This window comes from Amycolatopsis marina (genome assembly GCF_900111885.1).
GTDB classification, from domain to species: Bacteria; Actinomycetota; Actinomycetes; order Mycobacteriales; family Pseudonocardiaceae; genus Amycolatopsis; species Amycolatopsis marina.
The window spans coordinates 79,809-99,261 of sequence record NZ_FOKG01000015.1; the positions used below are offsets into that span (position 1 = coordinate 79,809).

The following is a 19,453-nucleotide window of genomic DNA, read 5'->3' on the forward strand; positions in this document are numbered from 1 at the left end:
CATGAATGGGAAGGCGAGCGCGCTCCGGCACGCGATCTTCGCCAGGCACTCCAACCCGTGGAGCGCGTGGACCCGCTGGCTCAGCACGCCGCTCACGCTGGTGCCGGTGTGGACGCGGAAATGGAGTCACGGCGCCGTTGTCGGTGCCTGGATGGCGCTCAACCCCGTGGTGTTCCCCAAGCCGCCGGACGACAGCGCGTGGGCCACCAGGGCAATTCTCGGCGAGGAACAATGGATCGCCGAGCGGCCGAGAGACGCCGCACTGGCCGTCAACACTGCGGGCACGGTGATGATGGGCGCGGCCGCACTCGCAGCCCGCAAGCGAAAACTCGTTCCCGCGGTCGTCGCCACATGCGTCCAGATGGGACTGGTCATGGCCTACTGGGAGCAGATGGTCCGCTATTACGAAACCCATACGGCAGGCTCGGAACCGGCCAGCGCCGCCGAATAGCGTCGCAGCACCAGGGCTGCGACACCTGGGTGCACCTCCGGGCCACCGGCCGCTGCGAAGGCGCACAACGGACCGGCCACCACGTCGGCCCCCGCCGCGTCGACCCTGCGCTGGAACAGCCCTGGGGCCAGCAACCACGATGCGACCGCGACACGCCCGCCCGGCCTGCGCGCGGCCCTGACCGCGTCGGCGATACCCGGTTCCGCCGTGGCGGCGTAGCCGATCCGGACCGGCGTCCGCAGGCAGTTCGCCAGCGCGGGCGCCACCGATTCCACTTCGGACAGTGCCCGTGGGTCGCTCGATCCGGCCGCGGCCAGGACCACCGCGTCGCCGTCGCGATGTCCCGCCGCCAGCAGCCGCCGTCGCAGCACCTCGACCAGCTCCGGCGCGGGACCGAATGCCTTCGCCAGCAGCACGTCCCGCCGCCGGAGATCCCGCGCTGCCGCGATCTGGGCGGGAATATCGGTCCGGACGTGGTAGCCCGAGGCCAGGAAGGCAGGCACCACCACGACTGGTCCACGGTAGTCGCCGGCGTCGCGCAGCACCGAGGTGACATCCGGTTCGCGGACGTCGGCGTAGGCGACCCGCACCGGCACACCCGACCGCCGCACCAGTTCGGCGAGCCGCTCGATCACCAACGGGCCTGCCGGGTCCCTGGTTCCGTGAGCTGTCAGCACGATCACGGCCGCTCTGCCTCTTCCTTCTGCTGAACGGCAAGCCGGTAGCCGCGCTTGACCACCGTCTGCACCAACCTGCCTTCCCCCAGCGCGGTCCGGAGCCTGCCGATCGCGGTCTCCACCGCGTGCTCTTCGCCGCCACCTGGCAGCGCCGAGGTCAGCTCCCTGCGGGAGACCACCCTGCCGGGGTGGCTGGCCAGTGCGCGCAGCACCGACATCGGAGCGGGCGCCACCGCACACAACTCGCCGTCCACCACCACGGCCTGACCGCGCAACTCGAGCCGTCGGTCCGCGGCGCACAATCTTGGCGAGCGGTCGATCAGCGTGTGCGCGAGAGTCCTTGCCAACGCGCCGATCCGGGCGCGTTCCGGCTGCACCAGCGGGATCCCCAGCGCCGCGAGGGGGCCCGCGGTGATCGGCCCGACACAGGCCACGACGACCCTGCCGGACAGCGCCTCCACCAAGGCGGCCTGCCTGCCGGTTCGCCGGGCCATCGCCAGCATGCTCGCCGCGGCGGGGGCGCTCGTGAACGGCATGGCGTCGACGGTGCCGTCCAGCACGGCGTCGATGAGCCGGTCGAGCGGGCCGGGATCTGCTGGGCCCACCCAGCGGTACACCGGGATCTCGATCACCTCGGCTCCGGCGGAGCGCAGGGTCTCCACGAAGTAGGGCAGCGGCTCGCCGTGCAGCTGGACCGCGATCCGCTGCCCGTGCACCCCCGAGTCCAGCAGGTGCTGCAGCACCTCGGCATTGCTCTCCGAGACCGGGGAGTACTCCTCGGAAAGTCCCGCGGCCCGCACCGCTCCCTTGGCCTTCGGACCTCTGGTCAACACCGTCGTTTGCCGCAGCCGGGCCAGCAGTTGCTCGCCGACGCCCCAGCCCTCGGCCGCCTCGATCCACCCGCGGAACCCGATTCCCGTCGTGGCCACCACGGCATCCACCGGCTGCTCCAGCAGCATGCGGGTGGCGGCGTGCAGTTCGGTGTCGTCCGACAGCGGCACGATCCGGATCGCCGGGCCGTACCGGACCGTGGCTCCTTTGCGCACCAGCAGCGCACCGAGTTCGTCGGCGCGGCGGGCGGCCGTGATACCCACCGCGAAACCCGTCAGCGGCAGAAGGTCGGACGCCACGGTCATGGCGAGCCCACGTGCACGATTCCGTCCCGCAGGCGGACTGGGTAGCCGGCCACCGCGACGGAGTCGTCGTCGAGGCAGCTACCGGTGCGGAGATCGAATCGCTGCTTGAGCATCGGGGAGGCCACGAACGGCACGCCTTCGCTGTCCCCGAGTATCCCCCTCGACAGGACCGCGGCCCCGCAAAACGGATCTATGTTGGACAGTGCGAAGAACTCGTCGTCCACGGTGCGGAACACCGCCACCTGCTGATCGTCCGGCAACAGCGCGGCGACACCGCCGCCAGGCACCACCGCCTGCTCGGCGCACACCGCTGTCCACGTCATCCCTTGCGGCTCGCTCACGTCGGTCACCGCGGTCATCGGCTCACCACCTCCGGAACTCCCAGCAGCACAGGCACCTTCTGCTCCCGTTCCGTCCGGAACGAGATCGTCGGATCGGGTGCACCCGGGGCGTTGACGAAGGACGAGAAACGGGACAGCTTCTCCGGGTCCTCCAGCACCCCGCGCCACTCGTCGGCGTAGTCGCCCACGTGCTTGGCCATCGCAGCGTCGAGGTCGTCACAGATACCGAGGCTGTCTTCCATGATCACCGCACGCAGATGACCGAGGCCGCCCTCCATCTCCTCGATCCACGGTGCGGTGCGCTGCAGTCGATCGGCGGTCCGCACGTAGAACATCAGGAACCGGTCGATGGTCCGGATCAGCGTCTCCGAGTCCAGATCGGACGCGAGCAGCTGCGCGTGCCTCGGCATCGCGCCGCCGTTGCCGCCGACGTGGAGGTTCCAGCCGTTCTCGGTGGCGATGACGCCGAAGTCCTTCCCGCGCGCCTCGGCGCATTCCCTGGCGCAGCCGGACACCCCGGCTTTGATCTTGTGCGGCGAGCGCAGACCGCGGTAACGCAGCTCCAGTTCGATCGCCATCCCGACCGAGTCCTGCACGCCGTAACGGCACCAGGTGGAACCGACGCAGGACTTGACCGTGCGCAACGCCTTTCCGTATGCGTGGCCGGACTCCATCCCCGCGTCCACCAGCCGCCGCCAGATCAGCGGCAGCTGGTCCACGGTCGCCCCGAAGAGATCGATCCGCTGCCCACCGGTGATCTTGGTGTAGAGCCCGAAGTCCCTGGCCACCTCCGCGATCACCATCAGCTTCTCCGGGGTGATCTCCCCGCCCGGGATGCGTGGCACGACCGAGTAGGTGCCGCCCCGCTGCAAATTCGCCAGGTACCTGTCGTTGGTGTCCTGCAGCGTCGCCTGTTCACCGCTGAGGATGTGGTTGGGCGTGCCGATCAGCGGGGCCAGGGTCGCCAGAATCGAGGCGACGGCAGGCTTGCAGATCGCACAGCCCTTTCCGGTGCCGTGCCGGGAGATCAGCTCGCTGAACGTGGTGATCCTCGTCGCGTGGACGATCTCGAACAGCTCCGCCCGCGACTGGCTGAAGTGTTCACAGACCGCGGTCGACTGTTCGACACCGCAGGAGTCGAGCAGTTTGCTCAGCATCGGCACACAGGAGCCGCAGCCCGTTCCCGCGTTCGTGCGGCCCTTGATCGAGGCGACGGTGTCGCAGCCCTTGGCCAGGATGGCCTCGTTGATCGCGCCCTTGCTCACCGCGTTACAGGAACAGATCTGCGCCTCGTCCGGAAGGGCGTCCACACCGACGCCACCCTCCGCGCCACCGGACGGGGCGAGGATCGAGGCGGGCTCGGCAGGCAGTGCCCGCCCGACCAGCGGGCGCAGCAGGTTGTAGTCACTCGCGTCGCCGACCAGCACGCCCCCGAGCAGGGTCTTCGCGTCGTCGGAGACGACGAGCTTCTTGTAGGTGCCCGAGACCGCGTCGTTCACCACCACCTCGAGCGCGCCCTCGGTGCTCGCGTGCACGTCCCCGAAGCTGGCGACGTCGACACCGAGCAACTTGAGTTTGGTGGAGAGATCAGCGCCGGGGAACGTCCCGTCCCTGCCGAGGAGCTGCGCCGCGACGATCTCGGCCATCGAGTAGCCGGGAGCGACGAGGCCGTAGCAGCGTCCTTCCACCGCGGCACACTCGCCGATCGCGTACACGTCCGGCACGGCCGTCCGGCACGAGGAGTCCACCAGGATTCCGCCCCGCTCGGCCACCGCCAGTCCGTGCGCTCGCGCGAGGTCGTCGCGCGGGCGCACGCCCGCCGAGAACACGACGAGGTCGACGTCGAGTTCGGTGCCGTTTCCGAGCTTGGCGAACATCCGGTCGCCATCGCGCTCGATCCGCTCCGTCGAGGTTCCGGTGTGGACGGTGACGTCGAGGTCCGCGACGAGTCTGCGCAGCAGCGCGCCGCCCCCGTCGTCAATCTGCAGCGGCATCAGCCGCGGCGCCATCTCCACGACGTGCGGGGACAGTCCCATGTCCCGCAACGCCTTGGCCGCCTCCAATCCCAGCAGGCCACCGCCGACGACCATTCCAGCCCGCCTGCCCCGGACCGAGGCGGAGTGCTCGGCCGCCGCACGGATGGCATCGAGGTCCTCGATCGTCCGGTAGACGAAGCAGCCGGGCAGGTCGTGTCCCGTGACGGGCGGGACGAACGGCCGCGAACCGGTCGCGAAGACCAACGCGTCGTAGGCCTGCTCGTGCCCGCTGCCGGTGGTGACCGTCCTGCGCTCGGTGTCGACCACGGTGACGGCATCACCGAGCCGCAGCTCGACCAGATCGTCACCCGCGTAGTCGGCGCGGTCGAGCTCCAGCCCACTCGCGTCCCAGCTGTCCGCATAGGAAGAGAGAGCGACTCGGTCGTAGGTGGGCCGTGGTTCCTCCGCGAGCACGACCACCCGCCACGAGCCGCCGGTGTCCTCCGCGCGAACGGCCTCCACCAGACGGTGACCCACCATTCCGTTGCCGACGACCACCAACGTCTTCGGCACGCCAGGGCTTGGCACCATCGTCCACCTCCACCTCTCGTGGTTATGGTCATCGCGGCGCATGTCGGACCTGCTGCCTCGACGTTGCACCGGTGTTAAGAGAAACTCCCCTCGCAGGTCAGCGAAGGGTGCGCCGATCAGACGCCCGCGTAGGCGAGGCTGGGTACGCGCGCGACGGCGAAACTCTTGCGTAGGTAGAACCACCAGGTGGTCGCCACACAGACGCCGTAGAAGGCCAGGATCGCGATCAGGGCCGGGGTCAGGCTCTTGTTCTCACCTTCGAGGGAGAACTTGAACACCAGGTTCACCAGCACGCCGCCGAAGGCGCCGATCGCGCCTGCCACCCCGACCACCGCGGCCGCCTGGCGCTTGGCCGAGGTCATCAGCTCACCGATGTCCTCGCCGGTCTCCGAAGCCCTGGACCGGGCGTTCGCCGAGAAGATCGTCGGGATCATCCGGTAGGTCGAGCCGTTCCCGATTCCGGTGAGTACGAACAGCAGGATGAACGAGCCGAAGAACAGCGCGAAATTCTGCTGGCCCACGCTGATCATGACTCCGACGGTGCCGATCGCCATCCCGACGAAGTTGAGCAGGGTGATCCGCGCACCTCCGATGCGGTCGGCCAGCCAGCCGCCGAACGGCCGGGTGATCGAACCGATGAGTGCGCCGAGGAAGGCCAGTGCCACGAAGCCCTTGAACTCGACGAAACTGATTTTGATCAGCGACGGGAAGGCGAAGGAGAACCCGATGAACGAACCGAACGTGCCGATGTAGAGCAGCGACATGATCCAGGTGTGCTTGCTGGACATGGCGCGCTTGTAGGAGGTGCCGTCCGGGCGGGCCTGGGTGAGGCTGTCCATGAAGAACCAGGAACACAACGCCGCGATCAGGATCACCGGCATCCACATCAGCGCGGCGTACGCCAGCTGGATCCCCGTGCCGAGGCTGATCACGATCGGCACGAACAACTGGGTCACGGCCACCCCGAGGTTGCCGCCCGCGGCGTTCAGCCCGAGCGCGAGGCCCTTCTTGCCCTCAGGGAAGAAGAACGAGATGTTCGCCATCGACGACGAGAAGTTCCCGCCGCCGAAGCCCATCGCACCCGCGGTGAGCAGGAAGAACCAGTACGGGGCGTCCGTGGTCACGGCGATAAGCAGCATCGTGCACGGGATCGTGAGCAGTCCGGCGCTGATGGTCGTCCACGCCCTGCCACCGAACTTCGGCACCGCGAAGGTGTACGGCACGCGCAGCGCGGCGCCGATCAGGTTCGGCAGGATGAGCAACCAGAACGTCTGCCCCACACCGATCGCGAAGCCGACGTCGCCGAGGCTCACCACGACGATGCTCATCAGGATCCACACGTTGAACCCGAGATGCTCGGCGAGGATGGAAAAACCCAGGTTCCGCCAGGCCGTCCGCTTTCCGGTGCGCGCCCAGAAATCGGGGTCCTCAGGTTCCCACTTCTCGATCCAGCGTCCTTTTCGCACTGCCGGCTCGTCAGTGATCACTCTCATCTGGTCTGCTCCTCGTGCTTCGTGATGACGTCTGCGCGCGCCGCGCGCGGGATCGGGACGTCGGCGTCAGGCGGTGGTGGTGAGCCAGTCGGCGATGCCGCAGACGGCGTCGGTGCAGGACCCGCACCCGGTGGTCGCCCGCGTCGCCCGCGCCAGTCCGGGCACGGTCGTCGCCCCGGACCGCCACGCCTCGACTAGCTTTCCCTTGCTCACGGTGTTGCACCGGCACACGACGGCGCTCGCGGGCAGGTCGGCCGGGCTCGCCGCGACCGGCGCCGAACCTCCCGGTGCGCCCCTGCCCATGAGCAGGCCGAGCCGGTCGTCGGGCAGCGGGGTCGACCTGTCGTAAAGCTGGGTCACCGTGGCGGCGACCTCAGGTGCGCCGAGCAGGATGGCGCCCGCGATCTTGTTCTCCCGCACCACGATCCGGCCGTAGCGGCCCCTGCCCGCATCGCTCACGCTGACGACCTCTGTGCCCGCCTCGTCCTGGCACGCCTGCGCGTCGCCGAATGCGGCGAGGTCCACGCCTCGCGCCTTCAGCCTGGTCAGCACCGTCGTGCCGCGGTAACGGACGGACGTGTCCGTTCCGGTCAGCAGGTCGGCGAGCACCTCGGCCTGTTCCCACGCGGGCTGCACCAGGCCGGACACCGTGCCCGGGTGCTGGGCGCAGTCCCCGATCGCGTGCACCCGCCCGTCGCTCGTGCGCAGTGCGTCATCCACGAGCACGCCGCGATCCACGGCGAGTCCGGCGTGGACCGCCAGCGCGGTGCTGGCCCGCACGCCGGCGGAGACGACAACGAGGTCGGCCTGCACATGGGAGTCGTCGGCGAGCTTCAGCCCGTCGCCGGGCAGATACCGCGCCGCGGTGGTGCCGAGCCGGAAGTCGATCCCCAGCTCGCCCAGCGTCCGCGCCAGCACCCTGCCGCCCTCGGCGTCGAGTTGCCGCTCCATCAGGTGGTCGGGCGGATGCACCACGGTCACCAGGTTGCCGCGTCCCGCGAGACCCCGGGCAGCCTCGAGCCCGAGCAGTCCACCGCCCAGCACGGCGACCGGTGCCCCGACCCGTGCGGCGGACAGAATGCGGTCGCAGTCCTCGAGCGTGCGGAATGTGACGACACCCGGGGCAAGACTCCCGTCGTCGAAGCGCAACCCCTCCGTCGGCGGAATCCACGGGTCGGCCCCGGCCGCGAGCACCAGCGCGTCGTACTCCACGGTGGCCCCGTCGGAGAGCTGCACGACGCGGCGTGACCGGTCGATCCGCACCGCAGTGACTCCGGTCCGAAGGTCGACCTCGTGCCTGCCCGCCCAGTCCTCGTCGTGCAGCCGCACCGACTCCGGCTTCATCGTGCCCGCCAGTACCGAGGACAGCAGCACCCGGTTGTACGCGGCCTCCCGTTCCGCTCCGATCACGGTCAGCTCCACCGTGCGCGCCCCGGGGTCTCGCCTGCGGATCTCCTCGGCGAGCCGCGACCCCGCCATGCCGTATCCGAGAACGACAACCTTCCGCGACGTCATCAGCCCTCCTCGGACGCGGTGTTCACTTTGGACAGGCGTACCGCGCAGACCTTGAACTCCGGCATCCTGCTGGTCGGGTCCAGTACGGGGTTCGTGAGCAGGTTCGCCCGCTCGTCACCCGCGAAGTGGAAGGGCAGGAACACCAGGTCCAGCCGCATCGACGGCAGGCACCGGACGGTGGCCGTCGTCTCACCCCGGCGGGAGGTGACGCGTGCCAGCTCCCCCTCGGACAGGCCGTACCGCGCCGCCGTGTCCGGATGCAGCTCCACAAAGGACCTCGGCACCAGATCGTTCAGCTCGTCGACGAGCCGGGTCTGCGCGCCGGACTGGTAGTGCTGCAGTACCCGTCCGGTGGTGGCCTGCAAGGGAAACCCGGCGTCCTGTGGCTCCGCGGGGCCGGTGTGCTCGACCGGGAAGAAGCGCGCGCGGCCGTCGGGGTGCGCGAAAGTGTCGAGGAACATCCTGGGAGTACCCGGGTGGTCGTCGGCGGGCACCGGCCAGTGCACTGCCTCCCCTGCCCGCAGGCGCTCGTAGCTGATGCCGGAGTAGTCGGCGGGCCCGCCCTTCGACGCGGCGCGCAGCTCGGTGAAGACGGTCTCGGCGGCCGCGGGGAAGGCGTGCGGGGGCAGGCCGAGCCTGCTTGCCAGCCCGGAAAGCAGCTCCAGATCTGTCCGTACTCCCGTGGGCGGAGCGAACGCGCGCCTGCGCAGCAGCACCCTGCCCTCGAGGTTGGTCATCGTCCCGTCCTCCTCGGCCCACTGGGTGACCGGGAACACGACATCGGCCATGGCAGCGGTTTCGGAGAGGACGAGATCGGCGACCACGAGTAGATCGAGGTCCGCGAGGCGGTCGGTGACGTGACCAGCGGAGGGCGCGGAGACGACGACGTTGCTGCCGAACACGAGCAGCGCACTCGGACCGGATTCGGTCCCCAACGCGTCGAGCAGTTCGTAGGCCGACCGGCCCGGCCCGGGGAGAGCCGCGGGGTCTACACCCCAGACACCCGCGACATGCTCGCGGGCGGCCGGGTCGTCGATCCGGCGGTAACCGGGCAACTGGTCGGCCTTCTGCCCGTGCTCCCTGCCTCCCTGGCCGTTGCCCTGCCCGGTAAGGCAGCCGTAACCGGAGCCCGGTGTGCCGGGGAGACCGAGTGCGAGGGCCAGGTTGATCCAGGCGCTCACCATGTTCGCGCCGTTGGCGTGCTGCTCGCTGCCCCGGCCCGTGAGCACATAGGTGTTCGCGGCGGTCGCGAGGATCCGGGCCGCCTTGCGCTGATCGGCTGCAGCGACCCCGGTGACGCGTTCAGCCCGTTCCGGCCACCACGCGGCCACCGAGCGCCAGATTTCGGCGAAACCGGTGGTCCTGCTGTCCACATAGGCCTGGTTCAGGTGACCGTCCGCCACGACGGCATGCAGAATTCCCAGTGCCAGAGCCAGATCCGTGCCCGGCGCGGGAGCGAGGTGCAGGCTCGCCTGCTCGGCGGTCGGGGTGCGGCGCGGGTCCACGACGACGAGGCCGCCAGCAGCCCGCGCCTTGTGCAGGTGCTGGGTGAACGGCGGCATCGTCTCCGCCGGGTTGCTGCCCGCGAGCAGGACCGCGTCGGCCCCGGCGAGATCGGTGACCGGAAACGGCATCCCGCGATCGACCCCGAACGCCCTGAGCCCCGCGGCCGCCGCCGAGGACATACAGAACCGGCCGTTGTAGTCGATCTGTGAGGTGCCCAGCGCGATGCGGGCGAACTTGCCCAGCAGGTACGACTTCTCGTTCGTCAGCCCACCACCACCGAACACGGCGACCGCGTCCGCACCGCGTGCGGCACGAATCGAGCAGAGCCGGCCCGCGACGAGGTCCAGCGCCGCGTCCCAGCTCGCGGGCCGCAGCTCACCGTCCCGCCGGATCAGCGGCGTGGTCAGCCGCCGCGGCGACCCGAGCAGCGCCCCGGAGGTCCAGCCCTTCTGACAGAGACCGCCCGCGTTCGTCGGAAAGTTCCTCGGCGCCACCTCGGCCTTGGCGGTGACGGTCATCCCGCACTGCAGCGCGCAGTACGGGCAATGAGTGTCGGTCGGGGCCGGGCTCGTCGCGTCGTTCGCCCGTGTGCCCTCTGCCGTCAGCGTCACGGATACCTCCTGCTCGTCGGCGGCGGTACCGACGCTAGGCAGGACGTGTTACCCGGAGACGTTCCAATGTTTCAGGCATGCGACATTGCGCTGCCGCCGACCGGCCCTTCCAGTGAGATCCGGCGCACCAGTGGTTCCCTCACAGCGGCTTCTGCGAATGAGTGTTAAGCACACGCGCAGGTGCGACTACGGCTCGTAGGTCACCTGCACTCGGCCGCCGCGAGCCGCCCCTGTTGCGGCAGAAACAGCAGCCTCAGCGGGGCCCTCTCCGGGGCGGCCCCCGTCAACCGAGTTGTGCACAACCCTCACAGCGGCTTCTGCGGCGGGCTACAACGGCCGAAGCGGCGGGCGAGGCGCGCATGCCGGTGCCGGAACAGCCGCGGCACCACCGTTCGCAGTACCGCCCCGGTGACGGCGAACCGTGGCTCGAACTCCACCCGGTCGGCCAGCAGGCAACCCCGCTCGGTCGGAGTCAGGACGCGTTCGTGCTCCCAGTGCACGGCGCTGAGCATGCGGGACCGCTCCAGGAACCTGTGCGATGGCTCGAACTCCACGATTCCGATGTCGTCGTAGTCGACGGGGAGGACGCCGAACGCCAGGAGAACGCTCTTCCCGAGTTCCGCGGGCGGAGTCAGATCGAGCAAACCACCGGTATCGAGCCGGGATGGCTTCGTCATCCGCAACAGCGGGCGCAGTTCGTCGTTGATTCCCGTAAAGCTCGTGACGTGTGCCCACAGTGGTTCGACCGGTACGGCGAGTTCGGTCTGGATCCGCACCACACCTCGCCGAGCGGTCACAGCGTCTCGCTCACCTCGTGCGCCGCGTCCAGCAGGCCGTCGAGCGCGGCCCTGGTCGAACGCGGATGCAACGCGTGCAGCGCCAGCCGGAACAGCGTCGCGCGCAACAACAGTTGGGGCCAGTCGGGCAGATGCGCCCAGCGCTGCAGCAGGTCCGCCTCGGCGCCGCCCCACGCGAGAGCGTCCACGACGGCCACGGCGGCACCCCATTCGGCGGGCCGGAAGTAGGGGACGAAGTCGACGATGCCCGGGGCGGCGTCGCCGTCGAACAGCACGGTGCCGAACAGCTCACCGTGCACGACCTGGTCTTTCCCACCTACCGGCCGCCGGGCACCCGACAGGACCTCGAACCAGCGGCCGCCCTTGGTCTCGTCGAGTTCGAGGTGCTGTTCCTCCCAGGCGACCCGGTCCGCGACGGCCGCCACATCGTCCCGCGCGGACAGAAACGGCGGCCGGGGCAGCTCGGCGGTCGCCTGGTGCAGCTTGACCGCGGTCAGCACGACATCGTCGTACCGGTGCTCCGCCGTCCCGCTGAGATAGCGGTAGGCCCGCCAGCCCGCGAGTAGATGGCGGCCGTCGGTGGACCGGATCGGGCGCGCGATGCGCAGGTCCGGCACCTCAAGGTGCTCCAGTGTGCGCGCCAGCCATACGGCGTGCGCGCGATCGGTGACCGGCTTGAGCACAACCGGGCCGCAGCGCCACGAGTCACTGCCCGGCAGCGGCTCGGCCTCGGTGACGTCTGCCCCGAACGCCGCGCAGACGTGCGCGGGCGGGGGCTGTCGCGGAGGGGACACGGTGACCGACGTTACCGTGCCCCACCGCTCGACAGCTGAACTCAGTACGTCGGCAGGCTCGTGTCCACCTGCTTGGCCCAGGCCAGCACGCCGCCACCGAGGTGAGACGCGTCCTTGAACCCAGCCGCGTGCAGCGCGGCAAGCGCCTCCGCCGAGCGCGCACCCGACTTGCAGTGCAGGACGATCGGCTTGTCCTGCGGCATTTCGGCCAGCGCCTCCCCGGACAGGATGCGGTCCTTCGGGATCAGCTTCGCGCCCTTGATGTTGACGATCTCGAACTCGTGCGGCTCACGGACGTCGATCAGCTCGAAGTTCTCGCCACTGTCGAACTTGGCCTTCAGCTCGGCCGGGGTGATGGTGTGCTGGGAGGCCGCTGCCGCCGCGTCCTCCGACACGACGCCGCAGAAGGCGTCGTAGTCGATGAGCTCGGTGATCTTCGGGGTCTCCGGGTCCTTGCGGATCTTGACCTCGCGGTAGCGCATCTCCAGCGCGTCGTAGCTGATCAGCCTGCCCAGCAGTGGCTCGCCGATCCCGGTCAGCAGCTTGATCGCCTCGTTCACCATGATCGAGCCGATGGACGCGCACAGCACGCCCAGCACGCCACCCTCGGCGCAGGAGGGGACCATGCCGGGAGGCGGCGGCTCGGGGTAGAGGTCGCGGTAGTTCAGGCCGCGGCCGTCGGGAGCGTCTTCCCAGAACACGCTGACCTGGCCCTCGAAGCGGAAGATCGAGCCCCAGACGTAGGGCTTGCCCAGCAGCACGGCGGCGTCGTTCACCAGGTAGCGCGTGGCGAAGTTGTCCGTGCCGTCGAGGATCAGGTCGTAGCCGTCGAGGATGTCCAGCGCGTTGTCGCTGCTGAGCTGTTCGGTGTGCAGATGCACGTTGACCAGCGGGTTGATCTCGGCGATCGACTCCTGCGCGGAAGCCGCCTTCAACTTGCCGATGTCGGACTGACCGTGGATGACCTGGCGCTGCAGGTTGGACTCGTCGACGGAGTCGAAGTCGACGATGCCGAGCGTGCCGACCCCGGCCGCGGCCAGGTACAGCAGCGCCGGGCTGCCGAGGCCACCGGCGCCGATCACCAGCACCTTCGCGTTTTTCAGCCGCTTCTGCCCATCCATCCCGACATCCGGAATGATGAGGTGACGGCTGTAGCGGGCCACCTCGTCCTTGGTGAGCTCGGCGGCCGGCTCGACCAGCGGCGGCAGGGTGCCTGACATCGGGTCCTCCATCTCGCGCGCGGGCGCGGACTGCGTTATCGCGTTCAGTATCCCTAACGCACCCGGCCGATCCCGTCTTCCCCCGGTCCACGATGTGGACACCCGGGGCGCGTTACGGGTTGGGCCACGGATTGGGCTTGCAGACCTTGCCGTCGGCGGGAACGCCCTGGTTCGGGTCGTAGTCGTTGAGCTTGGCCACGTAGTCGTTCGAGACGCCGAAGGTCTGCTGCATCATCACCGGTGCCAGCTCGCCGGTCTTGGCGCAGCCCTCGTGACCGTTGCCGAGAGCGTGCCCGACCTCGTGGTTGATGGCGTACTGGCGGTACCCGACCATGTCGCCCTCGAACGCCTTGGCGCCCCGCACCCACCGCGCCAGGTTGATCACGACGCGCTTCTTCGCCGAGAGGTTGCACGAGGACTCGTACTGGATCGAGAAGCCACACATGTCCGGCCGGTGCGTGGTGTCGGGGGAGGTCAGGCTCACCCTGAAATCGGGTTCCGGAGCGCTGGAGTCGACGCGCCGCAGGAAGACGTCGCCACTGCCGGTCCAGCCGCGCGGGTTGGACAGGATCTGCTCCACGGAGTTCGCGAACGCGTCCTCACCGGCGAAGGTCGCCGGGTCGAGTCCGTCCTCCACCTCGACGGTGTAGGTGAGCAGTTCGCCCCCCTTGCCGACCTTCTCGCCCTTGCCCGGGACCACGTGCCAGGTGCCTTTGCCGGACTGGGTGTACTTCCCGCCCTCGGGCAACTCGGCCGTCGGGATCTTCAGGTCGACGGGCTTCGGCGGGTTCTCCGTGGCCAGTGGTTCCCTCGACGCACCGGTGTCGGAGTCCGTGGCGCCCACACTCGCCGTGGTCTCCGCGCCGTCGGCGGCCTGGGGCGGATCGTTCGCCGTGTCGAACACCACGAGTGCGGTCAACACCAGCAACACCGGCAGCGCGTACGCACGCCAGCCATAGGCCGACAGCTTCGAACGCTTCTTCTTCGGCGGATCCGGGCTCTTGTCCTGACCGGCGCCACCGCCGCCCTTGCCTGCCGGTGGCTGCTGGCCGACCGGGGCGGGCCGCCAGGAGGCTCGCAGTGGTTCGGCTGTGGTGCGGCGCGCGCCCGGCTGGTAGCGGTCCTCGAAGAGGTTCGTCCCGCTCGACTCGGACCGCTCCCGCTCGGCTGACTTGGCACGGGGAGTACGGCGGGGCAACGGCGCGTGCTGTGCCCGCTGGCCGTCGCCTCGCACTCCGTGAGTCACCCGGTCCACGGCTCCAGAGTGCCATACGCCTCGGTGGCGCTCAGCGCGACTGGCGGCTCGATAACAGATCGCGTGTCACCCGATCGGAGCATTGTTCCCGCACCGCACTCTCACCATCGGTTCGCGTCGACGCTCTCCCACATGCCGAGCACGGCCCGCGCCACGGACACCGGCCGTTCCATCTGGGCCACGTGCCCGGTCCTCGGCAGCACCAGCAGTCTGCCTCTTGGCAACGACCTCGCGGTCCGCACCGCGCGGCGGACCGAGATCACCTTGTCCTCGGTGCCCCAGACCACCAGCGCGGGGACGTCGACCGTCGGCGCGACCGACCACAGCGAGGCCTTCCCGCGCGCGAACCACGCCCGGAAGATGCCCAGGGTGCTGTGGGCCAGTGCGGGCGTCGCCCAGGCGAGCTCGGCTCGTGCGCTGTGCTCCTCGGCCAGCTCGTCGAGCCGCCGCTGGGGGAACGCCGACGGGTCGGCGAAGCAGAGTTTGATCACCTGCTCGGCGCGTTCCCTCGGGGTCAGCCGGGCCAACTGCCTGCGCACCCGCTTGCCGAGCAGGGGCAGGTACGCCAGTGCCATCCGCGGGTCGGAGAGCCTGCGCGGGTCGGGCCGGAGATCCGGCATCGCGGGTGAGATCAGCGTCATCGTCCGGACCAGTTCCGGCCTGCGCGCGGCCAGCAGCAGGGCGACCGCACCGCCCATCGAGTTGCCGACCAGGTGCACCGGTCCCGCGTCGAGACCCTGCACGAAGTCACCGAGCGTCTCGGCGTGTGCGGCGAGGCTGAAGTCGAAGCCCTTGGCGGGCTCGGAGAACCCGAAGCCGGGCAGGTCCACCGCGACACCCGCGGCCGTGGGCGCGAGTTGAGCGGCGAGGTCGGTCCAGTTCGTCGAGGAGCCGCCGAGCCCGTGCACGTAGACCGCCGTCTCGCTGCCCTCGCCCGGGGTGCGCCGCACGTGCAGCGACGCCTGGCCCACCTGCTCGTAGCCGCCGGTCCACGGCTCGGTTTGGTGATCCAGTGCTGGCAGTGGTGCCGTGGACATCGGCACGTGCGTCAGCGCGGGACGGGTGCGAGCAGTCCCCTGGGGCGTTTGGGCGGAATCGATCACGGACTCGGACACCGTTCCAGGATGCGTGCTCACACCGAATTGCGCGACCCTTGGCTTTTGTGCTGTACCGACGAGTAATCTCAAGGGCGCCTCGTGCTGTGGTGACCCCGCCCGCGAGGCAGCACTTGGAGTCACGAACAGTATCCGGGTGCGGGTCGACGGAGAGGCAGGCGGAATGACGGAGACGGCGCGAGTGCACGCGTACGGCAACGGCGACAGCTCAGGTCCGGGACAACTCGGCCGTGGTGTGCGGCTGCCGAGGACCGAGCGGCGGGCGCAACTGCTGGCCGCGGCGCAGCAGGTCTTCGCCGCGAACGGCTATCACGCCGCCGCGATGGACGATATCGCCGAGCAGGCCGGGGTCAGCAAACCCGTGCTCTACCAGCACTTCCCCGGCAAGCTGGACCTCTACATCGCGCTGCTGGAGAGTCACGTCGACAATCTGGTGGGTCGCGTGCAGGAGGCGTTGTCCTCCACCACGGACAACAAGCAGCGGGTACACAACGCGGTCGGCGCGTTCTTCGAGTTCGTCAACGGCGACGCGGGTGCGTTCCGGATGGTGTTCGAGTCGGACCTGCGCGGCGAGCCGTCGGTGCAGCAGGCCGTGGACAGGGCCACCTCGGCCAGCGTCGACGCCATCACCGAGACGATCACCGCGGACGCCGGGCTCGACGAGGACCGCGCGCGGCTGCTCGCCGTCGGCCTCGTGGGGCTCAGTCAGGTCAGCGCCCGCTTCTGGCTCGCCCACCACAGCTCCATGAGCAGGGAAGAAGCGGTCGCCCTGACCTCGACCCTCGCCTGGCGCGGCATCGGCGCAGGCTTCCCCCTGCAACAACACCCCTGACCGCCGCACCTCACCTCCGCACGGGGGTTGAGGCGCCTGCAAGTACCACCAAGCAAGATCAACACCTCCACTAACCGCTACCAAGCGGGCACCAGCTTGGCAGCGGTTAGCGCGAAAACGATCTTGCTTGGTGGTACTTGCAGGCACACCTTGCTGGGTGCGCGAGGGCAGGCGGGGTCAGCGATCCCCGGGGGCGGAGCCGGGGTGGTCGGGCTCGGGGGGCTCGGGGGGCTCGTCTTCGTCCTGGTCTTCGTCCTGGTCTTCGTCCTGGTCCTGGTCGAGGGGGCGTTGCTTGCGGGCGACCGCGATGAGGACGCCGATGATCAACAGCGGGCCGCCGACGATCGCGATCTCGTCCCAGCCGCCCTGGTGCATCAGCACCACCCGATTCGCCAGCAGCACGGCGCGTCAGGCCCCCGACACCAGTGCGATGCCCGCCGCCGTGTAGCCGACCATCACCGCGAGCATCGGGAACTGGCCGACCGTCACGTGGTCCTTGCGCAGCACCGAGATGGCCCTGTCATGCGCCGAGGTCACCCCCGCGACGTGCCCGCCCACGATGGCGATGATCTGCACGAACGCGATTGCGGTCACGGAAACGACCGTATAGTCGATCCGGCTGCCCGCAACTCCGAGCCAGTCGTACCCGAGCCCGAGCGGATCGGTGGCGAGCAGGTACCCGGCCTGCCCCTGGAACACGGCGAACGAGAAGTAGTGCGCGACGGTGTAGCCGACCATGATCGGGATCAGTGAGTGTGCGAAGGCGCCGTACGGCTCGACCGGCTCTCCACCGGCCCTCCTGCGCAGGTAGGGCCGGGTCAGCCAGATTCCACCGACGTAGGTCAGCGCGATCGCCGCGACCGACGCCGCCAGGCCTGCCGTCCCGAGGAGCATCCCGGGCACTCGTCCGGTCTCCCTGGTCAGGTCGGTCCAGACCGGCAGGCGAGTGAGGCCGTCGAAGGCGGTCGAGCCGAGCAACAGCAGCACCACCGGCGTGACACCGGCACCCGAACCGGCAGCGAGCCCGTTCAGCGGATTGCGCAGCACGAGTACGCCGTCGGCGCGGCGGCCGAAGGGGGCGAGCCTGGCGATCAACCCGGCGTACACCTCGAAACCGTCACCCCGGTCGAACCACCGTGGCCCGTACCGGACACCGGCGGCGATCTGCAGGACGGCGTACCCGGTCACGAAGACGGCGATCGCGCGCGGAGCGTCCGATCGGTCGTACACGAGTTCGAGCCACAGGAACGCGGCCAGACCGACGACGGCGGGCCAATAGCCCCGGTCGGGCAGGGCGCTGCGGGGCCTTCGAGACCATCGCCCGCCGAGCAGACCGGCAAGCGTGCGCAGCGGGTTGATCAGCCGCCAGACCGGCCCGAACAGGAGCGACAGCGGCACCAGTCCGACCCAGAACCAGACGTAGAACCAGGTCGAGGCCGGGTTCGTCGCCGAACTGCCGGTCCCGGCCCAGGCGGTGACCAGCAAGGCCGCGAACGCGAGCACGCCGCAGGCACGCAGCAGGGCGCGAAGTCCCGCACTGTCGATCACCCGCCGGAGCGGTCCTGGCAGCGCACGACCCGAACGGTCGCCGCCCAGCTTCGGCGTCTTCCAGAACACGGTGAGCGCGAAGAACGACACGAGAACGGCGATCGCACCGCCGTAGAGCGCCAGCCACAGCGGCACCGGCAGGTCCGACCGTCCGCCCAGCCCGTGGGCCAGGATCATCCGCCCACCCTGAGCTGGGTCAGCAGCAACCCCTGCTCGTGCAACTCGACCTCGAAGGAACCGGGAATGTCGGCGGTGAACTCCAGCCGTCCTGGCTCGCCCGGCGCGAGGTCCAGCGTCTTGTCATAGCCGTGGATGTGCAGTTCGTCGGCCACGTCCGAGGTCACCTCGAACGACACGGTGTCCCCAGCGGAGACCTCGACCGTGTCCGGTCCCTCGGTCCGCGCCCCGTCGGTCACCGCGAAGGCGACCGGTGGAGCCGCTGCCTGCGAGGTCTCCCCCGCGTCGGCCGACTCGGTCACGGACGCCGGACGCTCAGGCGCGCTCGGCCCGGCATCCGTGACCTCTCCAGGGGACCCGCCGCACGCGGTGAGCGCGAGCGCGCAGGCGGCGAGCGTCAGCAGGGGCCTACGCATGAGCCGGCACCCCTGCGGCCACCGTCCGGACAAGACCCGCGATCCGCGCGCCCACTTCGTCCGCGCGTTCCTGCGGGAGCATGTGCCCGGCCCCGGGGTAGCGCACGAACTCGGCCGAGGGCAGTTCCTCGGCGATCGTCCTGGCGTGCTCCAGCGGGCAGAGGCGGTCCCGGTCGCCTGCCAGCACCACCGCTGGGAGGTCACGCAACGTGGCCAGCGCGGCCTTGCAGTCGTGCCGGGAGATCGCGTCCTGGAACCCGCCGAGACTGGCCGGGTGGGCGGTGAGCAGCTGTTCGGCGACCGAGGCGACGTCGACGCGGCGTGGACGCCTGCCGAACACCAGCCAGCGGGCTCCCGGGCGCACCACCGAGGGCCGCAGCGGCAACCGTTCCCGGCGGAGGCGGGTCAGCAGCGCGGCGAGTCTGCGCTCGAACCTCGCGGCACCGTTGCCCGCGACGCCGGGCAGGCCGAGGGTGATTCGGTCCATCTGACCGCAGGAGGTGGCCACGAAGGCCACTCCGGCCACCCGCCGTGTGACGAGTTCCGGGTGCCGCTCGGCGAGCCGCATGATCGTCATCCCGCCCATCGAGTGCCCCGCGAGCACCACCGGCCCGCTCGGCACCCGGTCGGCCAGCAGGTCCGCGAGGTCGTCGGCGAGTTGCTCGATCGTCGCCGTGCCCGGCAGAGCCGGGTCCGACTCGCCGTGACCCCGCAGGTCGTAACGCAACACCCGGACGGTGTCGGGCACGGAGTCAAGTACTGCGTCCCAGGTGCGGCGGTCCTGCGTCCACCCGTGCACGAGGACGAGGGTCAGCGGCGTGTCTCCGCCGCCGTCGGGGCCGGCGGTCTCCACGTGCAGCGCCGTGCCGTCGCCGGTGACGAAGCAGTGCGTGGAATCCGGCCTGCTCCCGACCCGGTCCTGCCCGAAAGGCTCGGGACGGGACCGCAGCGGGGCGATCCTGGCCAGCGGAGAGGTCAGAGCCATCGGCAACCGCACCGCAC

General features: G+C 69.9%; 18 protein-coding genes. 2 read left to right on the forward strand and 16 right to left on the reverse strand.

Annotated elements, in window-relative coordinates:
• The first annotated feature begins 1 nt into the window (after window position 1).
• Window positions 2-451, forward strand: coding sequence for a DUF6653 family protein (locus tag BM199_RS23115; protein WP_091675409.1), 450 nt, complete (start codon window positions 2-4; stop codon window positions 449-451).
• Here BM199_RS23115 and BM199_RS23120 read toward each other — a convergent pair.
• From BM199_RS23120 to BM199_RS23175, 12 genes are all read right to left on the reverse strand, one after another.
• On the reverse strand, window positions 403-1,134 hold the full coding sequence (locus BM199_RS23120) for a sirohydrochlorin chelatase (protein ID WP_091675410.1): 732 nt from the start codon (window positions 1,132-1,134) through the stop codon (window positions 403-405). The two genes, BM199_RS23115 and BM199_RS23120, sit on opposite strands and share 49 nt — an antisense overlap.
• Window positions 1,131-2,264 carry a uroporphyrinogen-III synthase gene (locus BM199_RS23125; RefSeq protein ID WP_091675411.1) on the reverse strand — a complete coding sequence of 378 codons (1,134 nt, stop codon included), beginning with the start codon at window positions 2,262-2,264 and terminating at the stop codon, window positions 1,131-1,133. Before BM199_RS23125 ends, BM199_RS23120 begins: the two co-directional genes overlap by 4 nt.
• Complete coding sequence (gene nirD, locus BM199_RS23130; RefSeq protein WP_425425573.1) at window positions 2,261-2,623, reverse strand: nitrite reductase small subunit NirD; 363 nt, start codon at window positions 2,621-2,623, stop codon at window positions 2,261-2,263. Before nirD ends, BM199_RS23125 begins: the two co-directional genes overlap by 4 nt.
• Window positions 2,620-5,172 (reverse strand): nitrite reductase large subunit NirB, encoded by a 2,553-nt coding sequence (gene nirB, locus BM199_RS23135; protein WP_091675412.1) that lies wholly within the window; start codon window positions 5,170-5,172, stop codon window positions 2,620-2,622. The genes nirD and nirB overlap by 4 nt, the downstream gene beginning before the upstream one ends.
• 116 nt (window positions 5,173-5,288) lie before the next feature.
• On the reverse strand, window positions 5,289-6,665 hold the full coding sequence (locus BM199_RS23140; protein WP_091675413.1) for an MFS transporter: 1,377 nt from the start codon (window positions 6,663-6,665) through the stop codon (window positions 5,289-5,291).
• Between the two features lie 66 nt (window positions 6,666-6,731).
• Complete coding sequence (locus BM199_RS23145) at window positions 6,732-8,180, reverse strand: FAD-dependent oxidoreductase (protein ID WP_091675414.1); 1,449 nt, start codon at window positions 8,178-8,180, stop codon at window positions 6,732-6,734.
• The gene (locus BM199_RS23150; RefSeq protein WP_091675415.1) at window positions 8,180-10,297 is read right to left on the reverse strand and encodes a molybdopterin oxidoreductase family protein; all 2,118 of its coding nucleotides are present in this window, start codon (window positions 10,295-10,297) and stop codon (window positions 8,180-8,182) included. Before BM199_RS23150 ends, BM199_RS23145 begins: the two co-directional genes overlap by 1 nt.
• Window positions 10,298-10,602: 305 nt before the next feature.
• Window positions 10,603-11,094: a hypothetical protein gene (locus BM199_RS23155; RefSeq protein WP_091675416.1), complete on the reverse strand. Its 492-nt coding sequence runs from the start codon at window positions 11,092-11,094 to the stop codon at window positions 10,603-10,605.
• Window positions 11,091-11,888 carry a TIGR02569 family protein gene (locus BM199_RS23160; protein WP_091675417.1) on the reverse strand — a complete coding sequence of 266 codons (798 nt, stop codon included), beginning with the start codon at window positions 11,886-11,888 and terminating at the stop codon, window positions 11,091-11,093. The genes BM199_RS23155 and BM199_RS23160 overlap by 4 nt, the downstream gene beginning before the upstream one ends.
• 41 nt (window positions 11,889-11,929) lie before the next feature.
• Window positions 11,930-13,108 carry an adenylyltransferase/sulfurtransferase MoeZ gene (moeZ, locus tag BM199_RS23165; RefSeq protein ID WP_091675491.1) on the reverse strand — a complete coding sequence of 393 codons (1,179 nt, stop codon included), beginning with the start codon at window positions 13,106-13,108 and terminating at the stop codon, window positions 11,930-11,932.
• A 112-nt stretch (window positions 13,109-13,220) separates the two neighbouring features.
• Complete coding sequence (locus BM199_RS23170; protein ID WP_091675418.1) at window positions 13,221-14,363, reverse strand: DUF3152 domain-containing protein; 1,143 nt, start codon at window positions 14,361-14,363, stop codon at window positions 13,221-13,223.
• Window positions 14,364-14,464: 101 nt separating this feature from the next.
• Window positions 14,465-15,478: an alpha/beta fold hydrolase gene (locus tag BM199_RS23175; RefSeq protein ID WP_425425574.1), complete on the reverse strand. Its 1,014-nt coding sequence runs from the start codon at window positions 15,476-15,478 to the stop codon at window positions 14,465-14,467.
• Window positions 15,479-15,641: 163 nt separating this feature from the next.
• Between BM199_RS23175 and BM199_RS23180 the strand changes: the two genes are divergently transcribed.
• Complete coding sequence (locus BM199_RS23180) at window positions 15,642-16,310, forward strand: TetR/AcrR family transcriptional regulator (protein ID WP_245788591.1); 669 nt, start codon at window positions 15,642-15,644, stop codon at window positions 16,308-16,310.
• Window positions 16,311-16,487: 177 nt separating this feature from the next.
• Here BM199_RS23180 and BM199_RS23185 read toward each other — a convergent pair whose 3' ends face one another.
• From BM199_RS23185 to BM199_RS23200, 4 genes are read right to left on the reverse strand one after another with little or no spacing between them, the layout of a single operon-like run.
• Window positions 16,488-16,712, reverse strand: a complete 225-nt coding sequence (locus BM199_RS23185; protein WP_218160417.1) for a hypothetical protein — start codon at window positions 16,710-16,712, stop codon at window positions 16,488-16,490.
• A 6-nt stretch (window positions 16,713-16,718) separates the two neighbouring features.
• Complete coding sequence (locus BM199_RS23190) at window positions 16,719-18,035, reverse strand: hypothetical protein (protein WP_091675420.1); 1,317 nt, start codon at window positions 18,033-18,035, stop codon at window positions 16,719-16,721.
• Window positions 18,032-18,451, reverse strand: coding sequence for a cupredoxin domain-containing protein (locus BM199_RS23195; protein WP_143101895.1), 420 nt, complete (start codon window positions 18,449-18,451; stop codon window positions 18,032-18,034). The genes BM199_RS23190 and BM199_RS23195 overlap by 4 nt, the downstream gene beginning before the upstream one ends.
• Entirely contained in the window at window positions 18,444-19,436 is a 993-nt protein-coding gene (locus tag BM199_RS23200; RefSeq protein WP_091675494.1) for an alpha/beta fold hydrolase, read from the reverse strand. The genes BM199_RS23195 and BM199_RS23200 overlap by 8 nt, the downstream gene beginning before the upstream one ends.
• Between the last annotated feature and the right edge of the window lie 17 nt (window positions 19,437-19,453).

Excerpts from the sequence above, each read along its gene's own strand:
- BM199_RS23115 (WP_091675409.1), top strand. The coding sequence starts at position 2 with ATGAATGGGAAGGCGAGCGCGCTCCGGCACGCGATCTTCGCCAGGCAC.
- BM199_RS23125 (WP_091675411.1), bottom strand. The coding sequence starts at position 2,264 with ATGACCGTGGCGTCCGACCTTCTGCCGCTGACGGGTTTCGCGGTGGGT.
- nirD (WP_425425573.1), bottom strand. The coding sequence starts at position 2,623 with ATGACCGCGGTGACCGACGTGAGCGAGCCGCAAGGGATGACGTGGACA.
- nirB (WP_091675412.1), bottom strand. The coding sequence starts at position 5,172 with ATGGTGCCAAGCCCTGGCGTGCCGAAGACGTTGGTGGTCGTCGGCAAC.
- BM199_RS23140 (WP_091675413.1), bottom strand. The coding sequence starts at position 6,665 with ATGAGAGTGATCACTGACGAGCCGGCAGTGCGAAAAGGACGCTGGATC.
- BM199_RS23145 (WP_091675414.1), bottom strand. The coding sequence starts at position 8,180 with ATGACGTCGCGGAAGGTTGTCGTTCTCGGATACGGCATGGCGGGGTCG.
- moeZ (WP_091675491.1), bottom strand. The coding sequence starts at position 13,108 with ATGTCAGGCACCCTGCCGCCGCTGGTCGAGCCGGCCGCCGAGCTCACC.
- BM199_RS23180 (WP_245788591.1), top strand. The coding sequence starts at position 15,642 with ATGACGGAGACGGCGCGAGTGCACGCGTACGGCAACGGCGACAGCTCA.
- BM199_RS23190 (WP_091675420.1), bottom strand. The coding sequence starts at position 18,035 with ATGATCCTGGCCCACGGGCTGGGCGGACGGTCGGACCTGCCGGTGCCG.
- BM199_RS23195 (WP_143101895.1), bottom strand. The coding sequence starts at position 18,451 with ATGCGTAGGCCCCTGCTGACGCTCGCCGCCTGCGCGCTCGCGCTCACC.
- BM199_RS23200 (WP_091675494.1), bottom strand. The coding sequence starts at position 19,436 with ATGGCTCTGACCTCTCCGCTGGCCAGGATCGCCCCGCTGCGGTCCCGT.